Below are 20796 nucleotides of genomic sequence, written 5' to 3' on the forward strand. Positions count from 1 at the left end.
TCCTGTAACGGAATGGACCGCATATTCAGTATTTCAGCGTAGTTCAGCGATTGACCTGTAAAGGAACGCGACGGGCGCATTTATGCGGCCGGCGAAGGGATGGCTGTTGTCATTCGGTTGCGGCTCGAGGCGCGAATGTGCAATGCACGAGGGATTTCGACGATGGACATGACAGGATCGGCCGTGGACGCCGCAAGCGCAGTGGGTAAGGCGACGAACGCTGCGGGCAGGTCCGCCGACGAGGCGATCGCGGCGGATGCGCGGGCGCTTTCCGAGCAGTTGAAGGCGATGCGCGACCGCCTGTTCGCGCCGACGGCGATGAAGACGCTGCGGAGCTTCACTTCTGGCGAAGCGGCAAAGCTGATCGGCGTTTCCGACGGCTATCTCAGGCAATTGTCGCTTGCCGGCGAGGGGCCGCAGCCCGATACCGGAATTGGCGGGCGCCGCTCCTATTCGCTCTCCGACATCAATGCGCTGCGCCGCCATCTTGCCGAACAGGCGCTTGCCAAGGGCAATGCCGTTAAGGCACGCGGCTATGTGAACTGGCGCGACGGCGCGGGGGGCGAGCATCTACAGGTCATCTCGGTGACTAATTTCAAGGGCGGCTCCGGCAAGACGACCTCGTCGGTCCATCTCGCCCAATATCTCGCTTTGACCGGCCACCGGGTGCTGGCGGTGGACCTCGACCCTCAGGCCTCGCTTTCGGCGCTGTTCGGCTATCAGCCGGAACTGGATCTGACCGGCAACGACACGCTCTATGGCGCGATCCGCTACGACGCCGAGGCGCGGCCGCTAAGAGAGATCATCCGCAAGACCTACTTCGACGGGCTCGACCTAGTGCCAGGCAACCTCGAACTGCAGGAATTCGAGCACACGACGCCGCAGGCGTTGAGCGCGCGCCAGAACGGCACCGATGCCGGGCCGTTGTTCTTCGCCCGCGTCCAGGCCGCTCTCGCAAGTGTCGCCGACGACTACGACGTCGTCGTCATCGACTGCCCGCCGCAACTCGGCTACCTGACGCTGTCGGCGCTCTGCGCCTCCACCTCGGTCATCGTCACCGTGCATCCGCAGATGCTCGACGTCGCCTCGATGAACCAGTTCCTCTACATGACCTCGGACCTGTTGAGCGTCGTGCGCGAGGCCGGCGGCGAGCTCAATTTCGACTTCCTGCGCTATCTCGTCACCCGCTTCGAGCCCAATGACGGGCCGCAGGCGCAGATCGTCGGCTTCATGCGCTCGCTGTTCGGCGATCGGGTGCTGACCTCGGCGATGGTCAAGTCGACGGCGATCTCGGACGCGGGTCTTACCAAGCAGACGCTCTACGAGGTCGGCCGCGAGAACTTCACCCGCGCCACTTACGACCGGGCGATCGAGTCGCTGAACGCCGTCAACGGCGAGATCGAGGCTCTCATTCACGCGGCATGGGGGCGCTAAGTCATGGCTGGCAACAACCGGAAGAACGAATTGCGGGCGCTGTTCATGGGCGGTGCACCAGCCGCCGCGCCGCAGGCGAGCGAAGAGCCGGGCGAGTTGACACCTGTCAACGCCCAACCCGCCGCGCCCCGCGCGGCATCCGGCGCCGTCAAGGCCATGGGCCTTTCGCTCGGCAGCATCACCCGCGAAGCGGAAGAGGCAAGAACACTCCGGGAAGCGCTGAGCCAGGGTGAGCGCGTCGTCGCCCTCGATCCGGCGCTTGTCGAAGCCTCCTTCATCGAGGACCGTCTGACCGATGGCGAAGGCGACGATCCGGATTTTCTCGCCCTCGTCGAAAGCATCCGCGACAACGGCCAGCAATCGCCGATCCTCGTCCGCTCGCATCCGGAGAAACAGGGGTACTACCAGACCGCCTATGGCCACCGTCGCTTGAAGGCGGTGCGCCGGCTTGAGCTGCAGGTCAAGGCGATCGTCCGGCCGTTGACCGACGACGAATTGGTGCTGGCCCAGGGAAAGGAAAATGCCGAGCGGCGCAACCTCTCCTTCATCGAGCGGGCGCTTTTTGCTGCCGCGCTCGCCGCCCGCGGCTTCGATCGCAAGGTGATCGGCGATGCGCTTGCCGTGCAGAAAAGCGAGCTGTCGCGCCTGTTGCAGGTTGCCGACGGCGTGCCGCACCAACTCGCCCGCGCCATCGGCCCGGCGCCGAAGGCCGGCCGCGAGCGCTGGATGGCCATCGGCACCTTGCTGGAACGCGATGAGGCGCGCGAAAAGGCGGAAGAGGAGATCGCGTCGTCACGCTTCCGCGCCGCCGATACCGACCAGCGATTCCAACTCGTCTTCAACCGGCTTTCGCGAAGCGACAAGCCAGAACCGGGGAAGTCGGAGCCGGAGGAACTGAAGGACGAGGCGGGGCGGGTCTTTGCGCGGCTGAGGCTCGATGGGAAAGCGCCAAGGATTGAATTTCTGCCCGGCACCCATCCGGCTTTCCTCAAGGAGGCTGTGTCGATGCTCGCGAAATGGCACGCGGGCTTTGTGGCGAAGCAGAAGTCGTAGCTATCGACCGCTGAGCCTCTGATCGCCCCTCACCCCAGCCCTCTCCCCGCAAGCGGGGCGAGGGGACAGTGTCGCCGTTTGCCGCTTCCAGGCGTTTGTAGGATCTGTCCATCTATGACAGCGGCATCGTTGGGGCGAGACGGTGCCGCGAGTCCCCTTCGCCCCGCCTGCGGGGAGAAGGTGGCCGGCAGGCCGGATGAGGGGGAATTTGCGCTATGCCTCTCACTCGTAATCCACCCACACCCCGCCGGCATCGGCCGAGCGAACGCAATTTTCGACCCAGCGGACACCCTCCAACCCGGCCTCGATACCGGGGAAAACCAGTTCCTCGATGCCAGCAGGTGCCAGCCCGCGGTTGCCGTTGATCGCGAGAGCGAAGCGGCGGTAGAGGTTGGCCCAGGCCTCGAACAGGCCTTCCGGATGGCCGCCGCCGATGCGGTCGTCGAGCCGCGCTTCCGGATAGAGGTAATCCATGCCGCGCTCGAGGATGCGGATGGGCTCGCCCTGGATTTCGTAGGAGAGCTGGTTCGGCCGCTCGTCCCACCACTCGATGCTCGCCTTCGAGCCGACGATGCGGACCTTCTGGCCGTGCATCGAGCCGGCATTGACGGCGCTGGACCAGACATTGGCGATGGCGCCGTTGTCGTATTCCATTAGCGTCACCGCGTTGTCCTCAAGGGGCGCGCGGCTCTTGACGAAGCTCTGGCGCACGCACATCAGCCGCTTGATCTTCAGATGAGGCAGGATGACCTCGGAAATATAGAGCGGGTGCGTGCCGACATCGCCGAGCACATAGCTCGGGCCGGCGAATTTGGGGTCGACCCGCCAGCGCGTCGACGGGTTCTGCTCCTCGACCGCAGCGCTGTGGAAGCCGTGGGCGAATTGCAGGTTGACGACGCGGATCTCGCCGAGGTCGCCGTTCTTCACCATGGCGCGGGCCTGCTCGATCATCTGGTGTCCGGCATAGCCGTACGTGACACCGACGATCAGCCCGCGTGTTTGCGCGAGTGCCTTCAGTTCCTTCGCTTCCGCGACCGTGAAGCAGAGCGGCTTTTCGCAGACGACGTGCAGGCCATGTTCGAGCGCCGCCTTGCAGATCGAAAAATGCGTGTTGTTGGGCGTGGCAATCGAGACCGTCTCGATGCCGTCGCCGCGCTTCGCCTCCTCGGCGAACATCGTCTGGTAATCCGGATAGCTGCGTGCTTCGTCGAGTCCCAGATCGACACCGAAGGCGCGGCCGCGTACCGGATCGATGTCGAAGGCGCCGGCGACGAGTTCGAAAGTATCGTCGCGGAGCGCTGCCGAGCGGTGGATGTAACCGATCTGGCTGCCGCGTCCGCCGCCGACCATGCCCCAGCGGATCGGCTGTCTCTTCTTCACTGACATTGTCGTGCTCCTGAATGTTTGGTCGAGTTGCGGTCTAGATTTTGCTTTTTCCGATGGTGCCTCGTTTCATCCCCCCCTGCCCGGCAGGGCAGAGGGGGGTGCGACAGGCACCAACTAAAACCCGACCGAGCGCAGATAGTCGCGGCTTTCCTTCACATCGGCGAGGCTGCCGGCGGCGCTCAAGGGGTCGCGCTCCTGCTCGACGGTGATGAAGCCGTGATAGCCGATCTCCTCGAGGGCGCGCTTGACGGCCGGATAGTCGATGACCCCGTGGCCGATCGGGCACATGACGCCTTGCGCACAGGCTTCGAAAAAGCGGATCTTCTCGCCGAGCACGCGGCGGAAGACCTGCTCGTCTATGTCCTTGAAGTGGACGTAGTCGAGCCGGTCGGCATATGTCTTCAGCGTCTCGACGGGGTTCATCCCGGCGTAATGGGTGTGGCCGGTGTCGATGCAGAAGCCGGCGAGCTCCGCCGGCACGTCGCTCGCGATCCGCTCGATCTCGTCGGCGAACTCGATATAGCCGCCGGCATGCGGATGGATGACGGCACGCACGCCATATTTGCGGCTCGCAAGTTCGGCGATCGCCTTGATATTGGCGACCATGCCGTTCCACGCCTCGTCCGAGAGGCGCGGCGCCCGGTCGGAATGGCCGGCGGCATAATCACGCTCGTCGTGGCCCCAGTCCATGACCGTCAGATAGGGCGTCTTGAAGCGCTGGCCCGGCACCTGCTCCGGTTGCGGCAGCCGGGTGATGACGGCGCAGATTTCGTCCGTCTGGCGCAGGAGACTGGCCCGGTTTGCCGGCGAAACGAGGTCGTCGAAGATCGTACCGGCGACGATGAAGAGCTTGCGGTCCTGAAGCGCCTTCGCGACGCGCTCTGACTCGAGCGGTACATAGCCATAGGGGCCGAGTTCCATGCCGCCATAGCCGGCGGCGGCCGCCTCGTCGAAGACCCGCTCCCAGGCGGGCAGGTTCGGATTCTTGACGTCGTCCACGCCCCAGCAGCAGGGGGCCGTCGTAATGGTGATGGTCACGGATGTTGTCCTATTTAGGTAAGCTATGGCTTACGCACTTTTGCCCGGCCAGTATTTGTCCACGTATTTCTGGATTTCAGATCGCATGAAGCGGCCGGAATCGTCCGCACGATCCTCCCAGCCGAAGACGCAGGCGGTGATGATGCCATCGAAGCCGACCTCGGCGAGCGAGGAGAAGAAGACGTCCCAGTTGATCTCGCCCTGGTACATATCCATGTGCTGGTGGATCGTCACTTTGGCGCCGGGCGGGTTGATGATGTAGCGCAGCCCGGATGAGGCCTTGTGGTTATAGGTGTCGGCGACATGGACATGGGCGATCAGCGGGCCGGCGTCGCGGATCATCTTCGCCATGTCGTCGCCGAAATAGAAGGTGTGCGGGGCGCAATAGAGGAACTTGACGTTCTTCGAGCCGATCGTCTTCAGCATGTCGATTGCCGGATGCAGCGTCTCGCACCAGTCCTCCGGATGGGGCTCCATGTTGAGCGTCACGCCTTCCTTTTCGAAGACCGGCACCAGCTCTTCCATCGAGCGCCACCAGGCCGCCTCGCTGTGCTCGTGGGTGTGCATGCCGCCGCAGCAGTTGGAGCGATGGCTGCGGTCCGGTGAGGGGCCGCGGCCGAATTCGGAGTTCATCGTGTCGCAGCCCATCTCGGCGGCGACCTCAATCGCTTCCTTCCAATAGCGCACCGCCGCCTGACGCTCGTCCTCGTGTGGGCTCGCCCAGCGATACATCGGCAGGATCGACGCGAGCTGAACTCCGTGGTCCTTCAGCGCCGATTTGAACTCGGCGATCCGCTCCTTATGGGCACGAGGCCGCACCCACCAGGGGAGAAAGTCATCGCGGGGCGACAGCTCGATATACTGGTAGCCGAGTTCCGCGGCCTTGCGGCACAGATCATGCAGGCCGAGATGGCGGTGCATATAGGGGTCGAGTGCGATCTTCATGGTGCTCCTCCTTGGTCCCACGCTTTTGATCGGCAGCGGGGACCTTTTCCCGATCGGTCTTCGGCTTCGGTTTTCCTCCCGAACTGCGAAGCAGAATAATGCCGGGGGATACGACTATCTAAGTGTTCCTTGATCAAATTTGATCATTGACGAGGATAGATCGGGGTGCTTCGCTGAAAGACGAATTCCGAGGAGCAGTGGATTGACGAAGGTGACCTTGAAGGACGTGGCCCGGGAGGCTGGCGTCGGCACGGCGACGGTCGAGCGCGTTGTCAACGATCGCGGCGGGGTCCGGCCGGAAACGGTAGAGAGGGTGTTCCTCGCGGTCAGAAAGCTGGACTACCGGCATAAAATGCCCGACGCGCATCGCGGGCTGATCCGGGTCGAGGTCATCCTGGTGCGGCCCGAGACGAGCTTCTACTCTCGCATGAACCAGGCCTTCGAGCGCATAGCCGCCCTGCTCGACAAGAGCGTCACCGTTCACCGCACCTTCGTGCGCGAGAACGGTCCGGTCGACTTCGCCCACTACATCGCCAATCCGGCGGTTCGCCGTTCCGCCCTGATCGTCGTGGCCCCCGACCACCCGGACGTCGTGAAAAGCCTGAGGGCGGCCGCGCGCCAGGGCACGCCGGTGGTGCAGATCATGACACGACCGGCGCCGGAGCTCCCCTATGTCGGAATCGACAACTATGCCGCGGGGCGCACGGCCGCCTACTACATGTCGAGGATGCTCTTCGGGCAGTCGGGTTCCTTCGTGGCGCTCTGCCACAGCGGCGCCTACGAGAACCACAAGGAACGCATCCGCGGCTTCTCCTCCTATCTCGCCGATCACGCCGGCGAGCACCTTTTCAGGCAGGTGATGTTCGACTATGACGACGACCTCAACTCGATGGAGCTGCTGCGCGGGGCGCTGCGCGACGATCCGGAGATCATCGGGCTCTACACGGCCGGCGGCGACAACCGTTCGGTCGCCGCGGTGCTGAAGGACCATGCATCGCGGCGCATCTTCTGGGTCGGCCACGAGCTCTCCGATCAGTCGCGTCGCGCGCTTCGCGCGGGCATCATGTCGATCGTCCTCGACCAGGCGCCGGAGATCCAGGCGCGGCGCTCGATCGACCTGACATTGCGGTCGCTGGGTCTGATCGACGTCGAGGTGAGCCCCGAACCGGTGCGGTTTCTGACGATTACGCCGGAGAACCTTTGATCTGCGGCGTGATCTCGGCTCAGGCGCGGCCGGACCGGCCGTCCAGGCTGAAAGCGCCCGCACCGAAGGCGACGATCTGCAGGAACCCGCCGGTGATCGCGAGGTTCTTCATGAAATGGATCACCTGGTTCTGGTCGGCGAAATTGGTGTGGAAGCCAAGAGCCGACGCCAGGGTGAAGACTGCTAGCACCAGTGCCGCCAAGCGCGCCTGGTAGCCGAGGACGAGCAGGATGCCGCCGCCCAGTTCCACCACGAGGGCGATGGCATAGCCAACCCACGGCAGGGGCAGATTGGCTGCCGCTATGTACCCGATCGTTCCGGCGGGATCCGCCAGTTTTTCGAAGCCGGACGAGAGGAAAATGGCGGCGAGAAGCAGGCGGCCGATGAGGGCCAGGGTGCTCTGCAGTGCAGTGTTGTCGCTCATGTCGGATGCCTTTCCTTGGCGGTGATCGACGAACAGTTTACGGCGATCCGATCGTTAGTGAACTGCCGCGCACCATTTGCGCCGCTGAAGCCTTATGATTATGCCCTGAATTGACCGTATTGTTGACTCAGTCAACATTATATATCGTTGACTCAGTCAACATAAGGTCTTGCCCGATGTCGCTCCACAATCATGATCAGGATGTCGCGGCGCTGCGTGCCTTCAACAGGCTCTACACGCGCCGCCTCGGCCTGCTGAATCCTCGCCTCGACAAGAGCCCATTCACGCTCACCGAAGCGCGCATCCTCTACGAACTCGCGCACCGGGCCAAACCCACGGCCGCCGAGATTACGCGGGCGCTCGGCCTCGACCGGGCGCAGCTCAGTCGAACGTTGAAGCGGTTCATCGACAAGGGATTGATCGAGACCTCTGAGCACCCGCAAGGCGGCCGTGGCCGACCGCTTTCGCTGACCAAGGCTGGACGAAATGTGTTTGCCGGGCTCGACAGGAACACGCGTGACGCAATCGGCGCTCTGCTCGACGCGCTTCCGCCGGGCAAGCGTTCAAGCCTGCTCTCCGCCGCCAAGTCCATCGGCAAGGTATTCGAAGAAAGTCCAGCTGCGGAGATCGTGCTGCGCGATCCCAGGCCGGGCGACCTCGGCTGGATCATTCATCGCCAGGCGAAACTCTATTCCGAGGAGTATGGCTGGAATGGCGACTATGAAGCGCTTGCGGCGCGCATCCTCGCCGATTTCGTCCAGTCGTTCGACAGAGCCCATGAAGCCGCCTGGATTGCCGAGATCGACGGCCGCATCGTCGGTTCGATTTTCCTGATGCGCGGCGATAAGCCTGAGGTGGGCAAGCTCCGCCTGCTTTACGTCGAGCCGGAAGCGCGCGGGGCGGGCGTCGGAGCGATGCTCGTCGACGCCTGCATCGAGCGCGCCCGGGCGGTGGGGTACGAACGGCTGGTGTTGTGGACGAACAGCGTCCTGGTCGCGGCCCGCCGCCTTTACGAGCGGGCCGGATTCAAATTGATCGACGAAACGCCCCACCACTCCTTCGGTCACGACCTCGTGGGACAGACCTGGTCACTTGACATCAAGTGACGAAACCCCACAGGGGGATTGCGTCGCCCAAGGCGTGTGGCGGCGTGTTTCACATGGTCATGCCCTGGCCGGCTGAGGTTTCCGCCTGCCGATCAAGCGCCTGGCGAGCCTTTGCCCAGGCCTTTCGACCGCAAGGAAAGTCGCCCAGGCAGCCAGATAAACCAAGGGCACCAGGATGGCGGTCACCGCGGCGAAGCGCGCCGCCGGTGAGATCGTGTCGCCGAACGCGCTGATAAAATAGGCGGCAATCGGTTGCAGGAAGATGAGGTGCCAGAGATAGGCGCCGAAGGACAGTTCGCCGAGCCAGTGAAAGAACCTGTTGCCGAGGCTCGATGACACAGCGCGAAGTTTTCCGCCCAGCGCCTCGCCCGCCAGACGATGGTAAAGCAGGACGAAGAAGACGCCGACGAGCACAACCCGCATCAGCATCTTCGTCGCCGTCATGTCGCCGCCAATCGGCAGGAGGGCGAGCGCCATGGCGGCTCCGCCGTGGAGAGCAGCCTTTGGTCCGTCCGCGTGCAGGCCCAGCGCCAAGAGCATTCCGCACAGGAAGGTATGCATCTTCAAGGGCAGGAATGCCGGCATTGGAAAGTGAATCCCCAGGAGGTTCGCGGCCGAAACGATCCCGGCGGCAATGATCGCGGTGAACAGCGCGCCTTTCAGCCAGCCGGCTTTCTTGAGCAGAAGCATGATGAAGGGAAAGGCCGCATAGAACTGCATTTCGAGCCCTATGCTCCAATCCGGCAGCGGAGTCCGATAGGCGTAGTCCGGAGACAGGCCGAAAAGAAAGCTGACATGCATCAGCCCGTTCGTCAGTCCGTTGTCGAGATAGCGTTGCGGCGATTGCGGGGTCCGGCCGAGGAAGGCGTCGATGACCATTCTCGATTCGAACAGCCAGGCGCCGAGGATGAAGGCGATGGCAAGAAGAAGATAATAGAGCGGCGCAATCCTCAGGAACCGCCGGATCCAGAAGCTGACCCAGGTCGAGGTCAGGTCCCACGGCTCCTTGCCGGCGCGCAGCTGATAGTGGAACACCATCAGGAAGCCGGACAGCATGATGAAGAGATCGACGCCGAGATCGGGCTCCGACAGGACCGGCAGGCGCCAGCCCGTCAGCAGCAGGGCGTGGCCGATCATCACCCAGAGGGAGGCCAGCCCTCGCAGGCCATCCAGGCAATCGATTCGAGTGTTGCGGGGATCATAGTCAGCCATCAGTACACTTCGTCCTTGTAGCAACTAAAGGTTACTGCCGCGCGCTATGCTGCGACGCACAAGGGCATGCCTAGAGGCTGACTAAGGCGATACTAAGTAGGATTGGAGGCGGCTAGGGGCTCCGAGCCGATGACGAAAAAGCGCCGCCGGGTTTGCGAGCGCAAACCTGTCGGTCAGGCGCGACCTGCCCGCGCATCGAGGCTCAATCCACCGGGGCCGAATGCCACGATCTGCAGAAAACCCCCGCAATTGCGAGCATGAGTGGATCAGCTCGCAGAAAGATACTGTCGTCGCGGCGGAAAATTTCCTCTTGTCGGGAACGAATTCGACGGTGCGACATCCAATGGCACAGAGAATTGCGAGGTCCGCGCACCGCCGAAAGCCGACGGTTTCAGTCTTTTCCTTCAGGGAATTTTCAGCTCCGGAACCTTTCGCAGTCGATGATGTTGGACCCCTGATTGGCCCGCCTGATTCGGGGTGCCAAAATTGACTCCGGGCGGGCTTGGGAGGAACCCATGATCCGTATGATGCCTTCACTTCTTCTTCGGCGCCGCCGTCTGTTACAGTTGGGCCTCGGAGCCACGCTCGCCTCGACCGCGGGCCTCGTTCGTGTCTCGCGCGCGGATGAACCAACCGAACTGATGGACGAGGATATCTTCCAGTTCGCCCTCAACCTCGAATACATGGAAGCCGAGTATTACCTGCGGGGCACGACCGGCAAAGGAATCGACGATGCCGATGCAGGCGCGGAGGCCGGCGCCGTGACCGGCGGCAAGCAGGTTTCGTTCGAGACGCCCGCGATCGGCGAATTCATGAGCGAGGTGGCGGAAAACGAACTTGCTCACGTCAAGTTCTACCGCAAGACCCTTGGCGCCGACGCCGTTTCGCGGCCGGCCATTGACTTTGATGCCGGCTTTGCCGCAGTTGCAAAAGCGGCAGGGTTGGAGGAAAACTTCGACCCCTTCGGCAACGAGATGAACTTCGTGCTGGGCGGCATGCTTTTCGAAGATGTCGGCGTTACCGCCTATGCCGGCGCCGCGACAGTTCTGAAGAACGAGGATTATCTCGCCGCCGCCGCCGGAATCCTAGCGGTCGAGGCCTACCACATGGGAATGGCCCGGTCGACGCTCTACAGAATGGGCGAGAAAGCCTGGAAAGCGGCTGCCGCGGTTTCCGATGCGCGCGACAAGATCGACGGATCGGAAGACAAGGACCAAGGCCTCCAGATGGAGGGCAAGGCGAACATCGTTCCTTCGACGCCGGATGCGATAGCCTTCACCCGGACTCCGCAAGAGGTGCTGCGCATCGTCTATCTCACCGATCAGGAGGGTGCGACCAAGGGTGGCTTCTACCCGAACGGCATGAATGGAAAGATCGTAAGCACCTGAACGGATCGCTGGGCCGGCCAGGCGAGGCTCACCTAGTCGGCCCCCGGCGGCTTTGCCACAGTCGGCAAAAATCTCCGTGATCTGAAACAGAAATTGAACGGCGATTCGCTGCGGCGCGGCGTCGTGTCCAAAGCCCGCAAATGCTCGAATGAGCAGCCGGAAAGGCGCGCCGGGAGGCTCTCTTGCGGGCAAGGGGACACCCACCCGGCGGCGTCCCTGGAAGGGAGTTGTTAACCTTCATTTCCTATTCGCTAGGGACAGCCCTTTCGATGATGAATTTCGAGTTTCAGGCCATGCGTATTCCCCGGACCAATTTCTCGACGGCAGCTTTGCATGATGCAGATTATGCGGATGATTTCGAGCATCCGCATCCGGGAGCACCGGGCGATTCGCATGTCCAGACGACCCGTGCGTCGGCGCAGGACCACCTATTCGAGGCGCCGGAAGCGCCGCGCCGGGGGGCAGACGACATGGGCTATGCAGGACGCGCGGCACGCCTTTACGGCCACGGTTCGGCCTATGCGCCGGCCCAGGTTACCGCCTCGACGCGCGATCCGCTGCCGACCCTTGCCGAGATCACCGGGCAATCGGACGGGCCGAGCTGGGAGAGCCATTTCTTCCTGTCGCCCAACGTCCGCTTTACCCGGACGCCCGAGCGGGAGTTCATGAAGCGCCGGGCGCCGGCGGCCGATGCGAGCGAGGCCGCGGTCGATGAAATTGCGCTCGAGAGTGACGAGCAGGAAGCCGTCGCTGAGGCGGCACCCGTCGATGCTGCCCCCCCTGCACCCGAAACCGAGGCGCCGGCCCACAGTCCCTCCGAACTCCTGCGCGTGCTGATGCAGCAGCTTCCCTCCTGGCGTCCTGCGCAGATACGCAATGCGGAGTCGGCGGCCGATGCGGCGCTGGTAGCCGTCGATGAGCCGTCCGTGGCCGCTGAACCGCAAGTGGTGCTGACGCCTGCGGTCAGCGCGGTCGAGGTCGCCCCACTGCTCCCGTCGGGCGCGAGGCGGCGCCGGACACGTCAGAATTGGTGATGGGGAACGAGACGAATGCGCGCCTCTCTTACCTCTCCGATCATGCTTTCTTCGAATTCATGCCGCTCGAAATCGCGGCTGCCCCGCAGGTCGTCGTCGAGCCGGTGAAGCAACCGGCGAAAGCGCCGGCGCAGATCGCGGCGGCGCCGAAGCCCTTCGCCATGCCGAAAGTGGAAATCCGCCGGCAGCCGCCGACGGCAATCACCTCGATGTTCCGCGTGGTCGAATGCCGGCCGGCGGCGACAGCCGTCCCCGCGCCCATTGCTGCCGCGACCCAATACGTCACTAAGGACCCAGTACAGGCCGCAGCGGCAGCGCCGGCTGAGACCGTGGAGCCGGTCGTATCCGTCAAGGCCGAGGAAAAGGCGCCGGTCCCCGACATTCCGGTCACCAAGGCGGCGATCACCATGCCGGCCGTGGTGCAGCGCTCCTCCTCGCCCTTCCCGCCGATCGGCGGCAGCGAGCGGCAGCAGGCCGGCGACGCTTACGAGTTTCCGTCGAAGGAACTGCTGCAGGAGCCGCCGCAGGGCCAGGGCTTCTTCATGACCCAGGAGCAGCTCGAGCAGAATGCCGGTCTCTTGGAAAGCGTGCTGGAGGATTTCGGCGTCAAGGGCGAGATCATCCATGTGCGCCCCGGGCCGGTCGTCACCCTCTACGAATTCGAGCCGGCGCCCGGCGTCAAGTCCTCCCGCGTCATCGGCCTTGCCGACGATATCGCCCGTTCGATGTCGGCCCTTTCGGCCCGCGTTGCGGTGGTTCCCGGCCGCAACGTCATCGGTATCGAACTGCCGAATGCGACGCGCGAGACCGTCTATTTCCGCGAGCTGATCGAATCCGACGACTTCCGCCGGACCGGCTGCAAGCTGGCGCTCTGCCTCGGCAAGACGATCGGCGGCGAGCCGGTGATCGCCGAGCTCGCCAAGATGCCGCATCTGCTCGTCGCCGGCACGACCGGTTCGGGCAAGTCGGTGGCAATCAACACGATGATCCTGTCGCTGCTCTATCGGCTGAAGCCGGAGGAGTGCCGGTTGATCATGGTCGACCCGAAGATGCTCGAACTCTCCGTCTATGACGGCATCCCGCACCTTCTGACGCCGGTCGTCACCGATCCGAAGAAGGCGGTGATGGCGCTCAAATGGGCGGTGCGCGAGATGGAGGACCGCTATCGCAAGATGTCGCGGCTCGGTGTGCGCAACATCGACGGCTACAACCAGCGCGCTGCTGCCGCCCGCGAAAAGGGCGAGCCGATCCTGGCGACGGTGCAGACCGGCTTCGAGAAGGGCACCGGCGAGCCGCTCTTCGAGCAGCAGGAGATGGATCTGGCGCCGATGCCCTATATCGTCGTCATCGTCGACGAGATGGCCGACCTGATGATGGTCGCCGGCAAGGAGATCGAAGGGGCGATCCAGCGCCTCGCCCAGATGGCCCGCGCCGCCGGCATCCACCTGATCATGGCGACGCAGCGCCCGTCGGTCGACGTCATCACCGGCACGATCAAGGCGAACTTCCCGACCCGCATCTCCTTCCAGGTGACCTCGAAGATCGACAGCCGCACCATCCTCGGCGAGCAGGGGGCCGAACAGCTCCTCGGCCAGGGCGACATGCTGCACATGGCCGGCGGCGGCCGCATCGCCCGCGTCCACGGTCCCTTCGTCTCAGACCTCGAGGTCGAGCATGTGGTAGCGCATCTGAAGACTCAAGGCCGTCCCGAATATCTCGAGACCGTCACGGCGGACGAAGAGGACGAGGAGCCGGAGGAGGATCAGGGCGCCGTCTTTGACAAGAGCGCGATTGCCGCAGAGGACGGCAACGAACTCTACGAGCAGGCGGTCAAGGTCATGCTGCGCGACAAAAAGTGCTCGACCTCCTACATCCAGCGCCGCCTCGGCATCGGCTATAACCGCGCCGCCTCGCTGGTCGAACGGATGGAAAAGGAAGGCCTCGTCGGCCCGGCCAACCATGTCGGCAAGCGCGAGATCATTCATGGCAATCGCGATCATGCGGCCAAGCCTGACGAAGGCGATATGGACTGAGCAACCGGCCGGTTTGGGCGGGCGGTAGGCTTTAGTCGGAGCCGAGTCGCACAACGGAGCGATTGTGCCAACCGCCACCCCCCTCTGGCCTGCCGGCCATCTCCCCCACAAGGGTGGAGAACGTATGCTGCGCGCTCCGTGCCCTATCGCAACGTTCCGCTGCGCAAGCCCTTCCCTTGAAGTAGGCGGATCGCCGCGGGTCGATCTCCCCCTTGTGGGGGAGATGGCCGGCAGGCCAGAGGGGGGTGCGTGCCCGCTCCCCCCCTGATTGGTTTAGCAGCAATCTCGAACGCGTTGCCGTTAGGCCGCAAATTCCGATGAAAAAATGAGCACATGGCCATTTGATCGCCATTGACACCGGCAGCAGCCACGCAAGCCCTTGATAAACATCAGGCGGCGTTGTTGGCACGACGCTTGCTTTCTAAGCTTGTATGCAAGACTTGTCGCCACAACAGAACGATCAGACCGGCATAGACGAAGCCATCGTCTCCGGCATCCTGTCCGCCCGTATTCGGCCCGGCACGCGGCTGGGCGAGAGCGAGGTTGCGAGCCTCTTCAGTGTTTCTCGCACCCGGGTGCGGGAGGCGATGATGCGGCTCGAGCAGCGCGGCATTGTCAAGGTCAGCCCGCGGCGCGGCTGGTTCGTCGTCGAGCCCTCGGCCGAAGAGGCGATGATGGTCTATGCGGCCCGCCGCGTCATCGAGGCGGGGCTGTTGCGCGGCATGGAGGAGCTGACGACAAACGGCCGCGACAGGCTTCATGCGCATCTTGCCGAGGAAAAGGCGGCGATCGCCGCCGGCGACCGGCAGCGCCTTACCTGCCTGATGGGCGACTTCCACATCCGCATCGCCGAGCTTTCCGGCAATACTATTCTTGTCGAGATCCTGCGCGACCTGACGGCGCGCACCATCCTGATCTCCTTGCTCTACCAGTCCGAATTCCATGCCATGCAGTCGCATCTCGGCCATTGCCGCATCGTCGCGGCGATGGAGGAGGGGGATTTCCTGAAGGCGGCGGCGCTTTCCGTCGACCATCTGGACGAGGTGGAGACGGGGCTGGACCTCACCCGCCGCCCGGATCCGCTCGCCGATCTCAGGCACTCTCTTTCGCTGCCGCCGCAGACGGCGGCCGCGCCCTCGAATGCACCCCGCAAAGCCAAACCATAAAACCAACAGAGGAGAATGACCCAATGCTTTCGAGAAGAGTTTTCGTCGCCATGACGGCAATGGCCGCCGCAATCGGCTTCGGCTCCGTGGCGCAGGCCGACGCGCTCGGCGACATCACCGCCCGCGGCACGATTCGCGTTGCCGTGCCGCAGGATTTCCCGCCCTTCGGCAGCGTCGGCGCCGACATGGCGCCGGTCGGCTACGATATCGACATGGCCAACCTGATCGCCGAGAAGCTCGGCGTGAAGGTCGAGCTCGTGCCGGTCACCAGCGCCAACCGCATTCCCTACCTGCAGACGAACAAGGTCGATCTTGTCATTTCGAGCCTCGGCAAGAACCCCGATCGTGAAAAGGTCATCGATTTCACCGCGGCCTACGCGCCCTTCTACAACGGCGTCTTCGCGCCGGCCGATTTTGCCGCGGCGAAGCCGGAAGAGCTTGCCGGAAAGACCATCGGCGTCACCCGCGGCGCCGTCGAGGATCTGGAATTGACCAAGGTCGCGCCGGCCGACACGGTCATCAAGCGCTACGAGGACAACAACGGCACGATCTCCGCCTTCCTGTCGGGCCAGGTCGAAGCGGTCGCCACCGGCAACGTCGTCGCCGCGGCGATCCTCGCCAAGAACCCGCCGAAGCGCCCCGAGCTCAAGTTCCTGATCAAGAACTCGCCCTGCTATATCGGCCTCTCCAAGGAGCAGCCGGCGCTGCTCGAGAAGGTCAACGGCATCATCGCCGCCGCCAAGACCGATGGCAGCCTGAACGCCATCGCGCAGAAATGGCTCGGCGCGGACCTGCCGGCCGAACTCTGATCACCCCAGGCCACTCCGCGCGAGCGGGGTGGCGTCACCGCCGTTTGCAAACAGGGGTGCGCCTTGAACTACCAATTTGAATTCGGCTGGCTCGTCGAATACTACCCGCAGATCGTCAAGGGGATCGCGATCACGATCCAACTGATCGCCGTCGGAGCGGTAGCCGGCATCGCGCTCGGCACTGTCTGCGCCTGGGTGAGGGCGCTCGGCCCCGCTTGGGCAAAGCCGGTGGTCGCCGCCTATGTGGAGCTGATCCGCAACACGCCGTTCCTGATCCAGCTCTTCTTCATCTTCTTCGGGCTGCCATCGCTCGGCCTCAAACTCAGCGAGCTTCAGGCCGCCAATATCGCCATGGTCGTCAATCTCGGCGCCTATAGCTCAGAAATCATCCGGGCCGGCATCCAGGCGACCCCGAAAGGCCAGTTCGAGGCAGGCGCGAGCCTCGCCATGACGCCCTTTGAGACCTTCCGCCACGTGGTCCTTATCCCGTCGCTCGAACGCATCTGGCCGGCGCTGTCGTCGCAGGTGGTCATCGTCATGCTCGGCTCCGCCGTCGTCTCGCAGATCGCCGCCGAGGACCTGACCTTTGCCGCCAACTTCATCCAGTCGCGAACCTTCCGCGCCTTCGAGGCCTATATGGTTTCGACCGCCGTCTACCTTCTGCTGGCCATCCTGCTCCGCCAGGTGCTCGGCACGGTCGGCTGGTTGATCTTTCCGAGGAGGGCGGCCAGATGATCGAGTTCACGATATGGGACATCCTGCGCAACCTGTTGCTCGCCACCCGCTGGACGATCCTGCTGTCGCTCGTCTCCTTCGTCGGCGGCGGCCTCGTCGGGCTTGTCCTGCTCTTCCTGCGGATCAGCAAGCGCAAATGGCTGCGGGCGCTTGCCAAATATTACATCGAGCTGTTCCAGGGGACGCCGCTGCTGATGCAGCTGTTCATCGCCTTCTTCGGGCTCGGCCTCTTCGGCATCGACGTGCCGGCCTGGCTTGCGGCGGGGTTGGCGCTGATCCTCTGGAGCGCCGCCTTCCTCGGCGAGATCTGGCGCGGCTGCGTCGAGGCGATCGCCAAGGGGCAATGGGAGGCCTCCGCCAGCCTCGCCATGGGCCGGCTGCAGCAGATGCGCTACGTCATCCTGCCGCAGGCGATGCGCATCGCCGTGCCGCCGACCGTCGGCTTTTCCGTGCAGGTGATCAAGGGCACGGCGCTGACCTCGATCATCGGCTTCGTCGAACTGTCGAAGGCCGGCACCGTCGTCACCAACGCCACTTTCCAGCCCTTCACCGTCTACGGCCTCGTGGCGCTGATCTATTTCGCGCTCTGCTGGCCGCTGTCCAAGAGCAGCCAGATCCTCGAAAGGAAGCTCAATGTCGCTCATCGCAATCACTGAAGTCCGCAAGAGCTTCGGGCCGAACGAGGTGCTGAAGGGCATCAATCTCGATGTCGAGCCGGGCGAGGTGATCGCCATCATCGGCAAGAGCGGCTCGGGAAAGTCGACGCTGCTGCGCTGCATCAACGGCCTCGAGACGATCAGCGACGGCTCGATCTCGGTCGCCGGCGCCCAGCTCCTCGACGACGAAGCGCATCTGAAGGCGCTGAGGCTGAAGGTCGGGATGATCTTCCAGCAATTCAACCTCTTTCCGCACCTGACGGTCGGCGGCAACGTCATGTTGTCTCAGATGGTCGTCAAGAAAACGGCGAAGCCGGAGGCGGAGGACATGGCCCGCAAGATGCTGGAGCGCGTCGGCCTCAGCCAGAAGTTCGACGCCTATCCGGACCAGCTCTCGGGCGGCCAGCAGCAGCGCGTCGCGATCGCCCGCGCGCTCGCGATGCAGCCGATCGCGCTGCTCTGCGACGAAATCACCTCGGCGCTCGATCCGGAACTGGTGGCGGAGGTGCTGGCGGTGGTGCGCGAGCTTGCCGCCGAGGGCATGACGCTCCTGATGGTGACGCATGAGATGAAGTTCGCCCGTGACGTCTGCTCGCGTGTCGTCTTCATGCACCAGGGCCGCGTTCACGAGATGGGCCGGCCGGAGGAAGTTTTTGCCACTCCGCAGACGCCGGAACTGAAGCAGTTTCTCGGGGTCCATTAAGAGAGCGGCCGGCGGGAGCGCCGGCCGATCGTCCTTCAAGGCTGGACGGTAATGTGGCCTTTCATGTTCGGATGATAGCGGCAGATATAATCGAAGCTGCCCGGCTCCTGCAGCAGCAGGCTGCCTGATTTCTTCGCCGGCAGCAGCACGTCTGCGCCGCCTTTCACCGTCGCGGTGTGGACGAGCGCATCCTTGTTGATCCACTCGACCTCGTCGCCCACCTTCGCCGCGATTTCAGCGGGCGTGTAGACCAGACGGTCGATCGTCACCTCAATGGTTTCCGCCTGCGAAGGAGCGGCGACGGCGGCCGCTCCCAGCAACAGAGTGAGAATTGCTGCTCGCACCGGCAACATTGGCGCGCTCATTTCAATTCGGTTGCGACATGCTCGGCGTGTTGCTGATGGCCCTGGAACAGCTTCAGCCCGGTTTCGAGCAGCGACTTGAGTTCGCCATTCTGGGCGGCCGGGATCAGCAGCGTCTCAAGCGCGCCGTTGACCTGCTTGTGATAGGCGACCTCGTTTTCGACATAGGCCTTGTCGAACTCCGCGCCGGAAAGCTTCGCCAGTTCCTGGCGCTTCGTTTCGGCCGCTTGCGACAGCGCCTTGCTGGTATCGTTGTCCTCGGGCGTGACATTCAGCTTCTTGACCAGGTCGAGCGCCTGCTTGTTCACCGCCTCATGGTCGCGCACCATGCTTTCGGCGAATTCGACGACGGCCTTGTTCTTCGACGTGGCGATCGCCTGCTTCGCCGCTTCGATGTCGAGCACGCCGGCCGTATAGGCGATATGGGCGATCTGCGGATCCGTCGGCTTGTCGGCGCCGAGCGCTCCGTTGGCGCCGATGAGGAGGGCGATTGCCGCCGCCGCGGTCGTCAGTCTGAGGGTCATGGGATGTTCCTTTCCTCGAAGATCAAAGAGCGTTTTCGATTGACGCGCTTTGGATGCTTCGCGGGTCGAAACGTTCCCGTTTATGTGCCGTCCGGGTCTCGCGGATCACGCGAAATGCGGGCGAGGACCGCCTCGGTCAGGCGCTCGCAGCGTTTGCCGGCAAAGGGGAAGGCGTCGAGCAGGACCGGGCCGATCTGCTTTTCCAGTTGTTCCTTCAGAAGGTGGCGCGCCCGATGCAGCCGGGTGCGGACGGTTTCCGGCTTGAGGCCGAGCAGGGTGGCGGTTTCCTCGTTGTTGAGGCCTTCGATGACCCGCAGAACAAAAACGGTCCGGTAAACGTCCGGGAGATGATCCGTCAGCCTTTCGATGAGGTCGAGGATCTGTCGCTGCGCCATGGTCTTTTCCGGATCGCTGCTATTCGAATTGAGGGGAAAGGCGATGATTTCCGCCTGATGCGTTTCGGCGAGCTTCCTCTGGCGCCGGCTCTTGCGCAGCCGGCCGAGCGCCTCGTTGATGACGATGCGGGCAAGCCAGGTCGTGAGCGTCGCGTCGCCGCGGAAGTCCGAAAAATGCGTAAAGGCGCGGACATAGGCCTCTTGCAGCACGTCTTCGGCGTCGCTGTTGTTGCGCACGATGCTGCGGGCGATCCGGTAGAGCTTGCGATTATGCGCCTGCATGATCGAGCGGAAGACTTCGAGATCCGGCGCGGACGGTGGGTGGTCGAGGTGGCGATGGCTTTCAGCAATGGGCATGATCGGCTCCTTGTTGCAGATTGGATGCCCTGACGCCTGAAACGTTCCCAAGCTACCGCCCACATTATCACTGAATCGAGAGCGATCGACCGCGTGCAGGCGCGAGCCTTGCCTCTCGGGTGAATCTGGGAATGAATTTCGTCGGAAAAAGAGAAGGCCCGGCGCGGGAGGAGTTGCGCCGGGCCTTCGATCCTGATCGGCAACTGGGAGGAGGAGGGTCGCCGATCCCTCGACAGAGCTGGGAGGAGGAGTGCTCCATCGATAAGTCATACAATAATGTTGCGTTGCAGCAATTGCAAGCCCCAAACACAAAAATATTTTGTCTGGCCGGTAAAAAATGTTTTGGCATTGCGGCGGTGATAGGGCCAGCGCGCATGCGAGCTACGTCAAGGCGCTTGCCTTCGGGGCCAAATGCCCCAGATTCGGAAAGAACAATGAGGAGGCGGCCATGGCGGGTGATCGCAAGGCAGCTCTGGTCCGGATCACCGGCAAAGTGCAGGGCGTCTGCTTCCGCGTCTGGACGCGCGACGAGGCGGAGCGGCTTGGTCTCGCCGGCTGGGTGCGCAACGAAACCGACGGTTCGGTGACGGCATTGATTGCCGGCCCGGATACGGCGGTTGCGACGATGTTGGGCCGGTTCTGGAAAGGCCCGCCGGGTGCTTCCGTCGCTGACGTCGCGATCGAGGATGCTTCCACGGTCGAGGCGCCGGCGGGTTTTCGCATTACTCGCTAAGTCGACGATGATTTTGCGGTGAAGAAGACCCCTCCCCAACCCCTCCCCACAAGGGCTATGGCATTCACACATCGTTGTTGAAGCCCATTTGAATGTCTG

21 protein-coding genes are annotated in these 20796 nt (G+C 63.5%); 13 read left to right on the forward strand and 8 right to left on the reverse strand.

What is annotated here, in order from left to right:
• Positions 1-168 precede the first annotated feature (168 nt).
• Both repA and repB read left to right on the forward strand, forming a co-directional pair.
• Positions 169-1434: a plasmid partitioning protein RepA gene (gene repA, locus N181_RS16690; protein WP_370009496.1), complete on the forward strand. Its 1266-nt coding sequence runs from the start codon at positions 169-171 to the stop codon at positions 1432-1434.
• Between the two features lie 3 nt (positions 1435-1437).
• Positions 1438-2487: a plasmid partitioning protein RepB gene (gene repB / locus N181_RS16695; protein ID WP_060563601.1), complete on the forward strand. Its 1050-nt coding sequence runs from the start codon at positions 1438-1440 to the stop codon at positions 2485-2487.
• Between the two features lie 222 nt (positions 2488-2709).
• Here repB and N181_RS16700 read toward each other — a convergent pair whose 3' ends face one another.
• The 3 genes from N181_RS16700 to N181_RS16710 form a co-directional block, all read right to left on the reverse strand.
• Positions 2710-3873 carry a Gfo/Idh/MocA family protein gene (locus tag N181_RS16700; RefSeq protein ID WP_037434965.1) on the reverse strand — a complete coding sequence of 388 codons (1164 nt, stop codon included), beginning with the start codon at positions 3871-3873 and terminating at the stop codon, positions 2710-2712.
• A 114-nt stretch (positions 3874-3987) separates the two neighbouring features.
• Positions 3988-4911, reverse strand: coding sequence for a sugar phosphate isomerase/epimerase family protein (locus N181_RS16705; RefSeq protein ID WP_037398828.1), 924 nt, complete (start codon positions 4909-4911; stop codon positions 3988-3990).
• A 30-nt stretch (positions 4912-4941) separates the two neighbouring features.
• Entirely contained in the window at positions 4942-5856 is a 915-nt protein-coding gene (locus N181_RS16710; RefSeq protein ID WP_037398825.1) for a sugar phosphate isomerase/epimerase family protein, read from the reverse strand.
• 202 nt (positions 5857-6058) lie between these two features.
• On the opposite strand from N181_RS16710, the gene N181_RS16715 reads away from it, so the two are divergent.
• Positions 6059-7060, forward strand: a complete 1002-nt coding sequence (locus N181_RS16715; RefSeq protein WP_037434967.1) for a LacI family DNA-binding transcriptional regulator — start codon at positions 6059-6061, stop codon at positions 7058-7060.
• Between the two features lie 19 nt (positions 7061-7079).
• On the opposite strand, the gene N181_RS16720 is transcribed toward N181_RS16715, so the two are convergent.
• Entirely contained in the window at positions 7080-7484 is a 405-nt protein-coding gene (locus tag N181_RS16720; protein WP_037398820.1) for a DoxX family protein, read from the reverse strand.
• Positions 7485-7660: 176 nt separating this feature from the next.
• Between N181_RS16720 and N181_RS16725 the strand changes: the two genes are divergently transcribed.
• Positions 7661-8590 carry a bifunctional helix-turn-helix transcriptional regulator/GNAT family N-acetyltransferase gene (locus N181_RS16725; protein WP_037434970.1) on the forward strand — a complete coding sequence of 310 codons (930 nt, stop codon included), beginning with the start codon at positions 7661-7663 and terminating at the stop codon, positions 8588-8590.
• Between the two features lie 57 nt (positions 8591-8647).
• Here N181_RS16725 and N181_RS16730 read toward each other — a convergent pair whose 3' ends face one another.
• Entirely contained in the window at positions 8648-9802 is a 1155-nt protein-coding gene (locus N181_RS16730; RefSeq protein ID WP_037434972.1) for an acyltransferase family protein, read from the reverse strand.
• A 515-nt stretch (positions 9803-10317) separates the two neighbouring features.
• Between N181_RS16730 and N181_RS16735 the strand changes: the two genes are divergently transcribed.
• From N181_RS16735 to N181_RS16765, 8 genes are all read left to right on the forward strand, one after another.
• A complete protein-coding gene (locus N181_RS16735) occupies positions 10318-11190 on the forward strand; it encodes a ferritin-like domain-containing protein (protein WP_037398813.1) in 873 nt (290 codons plus the stop codon).
• 269 nt (positions 11191-11459) lie between these two features.
• Positions 11460-12224 carry a hypothetical protein gene (locus tag N181_RS35545; protein ID WP_425353310.1) on the forward strand — a complete coding sequence of 255 codons (765 nt, stop codon included), beginning with the start codon at positions 11460-11462 and terminating at the stop codon, positions 12222-12224.
• Positions 12224-14257: a DNA translocase FtsK gene (locus tag N181_RS16740; protein ID WP_425353311.1), complete on the forward strand. Its 2034-nt coding sequence runs from the start codon at positions 12224-12226 to the stop codon at positions 14255-14257. Before N181_RS35545 ends, N181_RS16740 begins: the two co-directional genes overlap by 1 nt.
• 431 nt (positions 14258-14688) lie before the next feature.
• Positions 14689-15423 carry a GntR family transcriptional regulator gene (locus tag N181_RS16745; RefSeq protein ID WP_037435763.1) on the forward strand — a complete coding sequence of 245 codons (735 nt, stop codon included), beginning with the start codon at positions 14689-14691 and terminating at the stop codon, positions 15421-15423.
• A gap of 23 nt (positions 15424-15446) precedes the next feature.
• A complete protein-coding gene (locus N181_RS16750) occupies positions 15447-16232 on the forward strand; it encodes a transporter substrate-binding domain-containing protein (protein ID WP_037435762.1) in 786 nt (261 codons plus the stop codon).
• Positions 16233-16295: 63 nt separating this feature from the next.
• Positions 16296-16967, forward strand: a complete 672-nt coding sequence (locus N181_RS16755; protein ID WP_037402670.1) for an amino acid ABC transporter permease — start codon at positions 16296-16298, stop codon at positions 16965-16967.
• Positions 16964-17623: an amino acid ABC transporter permease gene (locus N181_RS16760; protein ID WP_037435760.1), complete on the forward strand. Its 660-nt coding sequence runs from the start codon at positions 16964-16966 to the stop codon at positions 17621-17623. The genes N181_RS16755 and N181_RS16760 overlap by 4 nt, the downstream gene beginning before the upstream one ends.
• Positions 17601-18326 (forward strand): amino acid ABC transporter ATP-binding protein, encoded by a 726-nt coding sequence (locus tag N181_RS16765; RefSeq protein ID WP_037402676.1) that lies wholly within the window; start codon positions 17601-17603, stop codon positions 18324-18326. Before N181_RS16760 ends, N181_RS16765 begins: the two co-directional genes overlap by 23 nt.
• Before the next feature lie 35 nt (positions 18327-18361).
• On the opposite strand, the gene N181_RS16770 is transcribed toward N181_RS16765, so the two are convergent.
• The 3 genes from N181_RS16770 to N181_RS16780 form a co-directional block, all read right to left on the reverse strand.
• A complete protein-coding gene (locus N181_RS16770; RefSeq protein WP_037402679.1) occupies positions 18362-18679 on the reverse strand; it encodes a cupredoxin domain-containing protein in 318 nt (105 codons plus the stop codon).
• Between the two features lie 8 nt (positions 18680-18687).
• Positions 18688-19212, reverse strand: a complete 525-nt coding sequence (locus N181_RS16775) for a DUF4142 domain-containing protein (protein WP_037435759.1) — start codon at positions 19210-19212, stop codon at positions 18688-18690.
• A gap of 80 nt (positions 19213-19292) precedes the next feature.
• Entirely contained in the window at positions 19293-19964 is a 672-nt protein-coding gene (locus tag N181_RS16780) for an RNA polymerase sigma factor (RefSeq protein WP_037402683.1), read from the reverse strand.
• A 448-nt stretch (positions 19965-20412) separates the two neighbouring features.
• On the opposite strand from N181_RS16780, the gene N181_RS16785 reads away from it, so the two are divergent.
• On the forward strand, positions 20413-20697 hold the full coding sequence (locus N181_RS16785) for an acylphosphatase (protein ID WP_037402696.1): 285 nt from the start codon (positions 20413-20415) through the stop codon (positions 20695-20697).
• Positions 20698-20796 lie beyond the last annotated feature (99 nt).

Source organism: Sinorhizobium fredii USDA 205 (assembly GCF_001461695.1).
Lineage (GTDB): Bacteria > Pseudomonadota > Alphaproteobacteria > Rhizobiales > Rhizobiaceae > Sinorhizobium > Sinorhizobium fredii.

Excerpts from the sequence above, each read along its gene's own strand:
- N181_RS16725 (WP_037434970.1), top strand. The coding sequence starts at position 7,661 with ATGTCGCTCCACAATCATGATCAGGATGTCGCGGCGCTGCGTGCCTTC.
- N181_RS16780 (WP_037402683.1), bottom strand. The coding sequence starts at position 19,964 with ATGCCCATTGCTGAAAGCCATCGCCACCTCGACCACCCACCGTCCGCG.
- N181_RS16750 (WP_037435762.1), top strand. The coding sequence starts at position 15,447 with ATGCTTTCGAGAAGAGTTTTCGTCGCCATGACGGCAATGGCCGCCGCA.
- repA (WP_370009496.1), top strand. The coding sequence starts at position 169 with ATGACAGGATCGGCCGTGGACGCCGCAAGCGCAGTGGGTAAGGCGACG.
- N181_RS16710 (WP_037398825.1), bottom strand. The coding sequence starts at position 5,856 with ATGAAGATCGCACTCGACCCCTATATGCACCGCCATCTCGGCCTGCAT.
- N181_RS16760 (WP_037435760.1), top strand. The coding sequence starts at position 16,964 with ATGATCGAGTTCACGATATGGGACATCCTGCGCAACCTGTTGCTCGCC.
- N181_RS16740 (WP_425353311.1), top strand. The coding sequence starts at position 12,224 with ATGGGGAACGAGACGAATGCGCGCCTCTCTTACCTCTCCGATCATGCT.
- N181_RS16730 (WP_037434972.1), bottom strand. The coding sequence starts at position 9,802 with ATGGCTGACTATGATCCCCGCAACACTCGAATCGATTGCCTGGATGGC.
- N181_RS35545 (WP_425353310.1), top strand. The coding sequence starts at position 11,460 with ATGATGAATTTCGAGTTTCAGGCCATGCGTATTCCCCGGACCAATTTC.
- N181_RS16700 (WP_037434965.1), bottom strand. The coding sequence starts at position 3,873 with ATGTCAGTGAAGAAGAGACAGCCGATCCGCTGGGGCATGGTCGGCGGC.
- N181_RS16745 (WP_037435763.1), top strand. The coding sequence starts at position 14,689 with ATGCAAGACTTGTCGCCACAACAGAACGATCAGACCGGCATAGACGAA.
- N181_RS16770 (WP_037402679.1), bottom strand. The coding sequence starts at position 18,679 with ATGTTGCCGGTGCGAGCAGCAATTCTCACTCTGTTGCTGGGAGCGGCC.
- N181_RS16775 (WP_037435759.1), bottom strand. The coding sequence starts at position 19,212 with ATGACCCTCAGACTGACGACCGCGGCGGCGGCAATCGCCCTCCTCATC.
- N181_RS16735 (WP_037398813.1), top strand. The coding sequence starts at position 10,318 with ATGATCCGTATGATGCCTTCACTTCTTCTTCGGCGCCGCCGTCTGTTA.
- N181_RS16785 (WP_037402696.1), top strand. The coding sequence starts at position 20,413 with ATGGCGGGTGATCGCAAGGCAGCTCTGGTCCGGATCACCGGCAAAGTG.
- repB (WP_060563601.1), top strand. The coding sequence starts at position 1,438 with ATGGCTGGCAACAACCGGAAGAACGAATTGCGGGCGCTGTTCATGGGC.
- N181_RS16720 (WP_037398820.1), bottom strand. The coding sequence starts at position 7,484 with ATGAGCGACAACACTGCACTGCAGAGCACCCTGGCCCTCATCGGCCGC.
- N181_RS16765 (WP_037402676.1), top strand. The coding sequence starts at position 17,601 with ATGTCGCTCATCGCAATCACTGAAGTCCGCAAGAGCTTCGGGCCGAAC.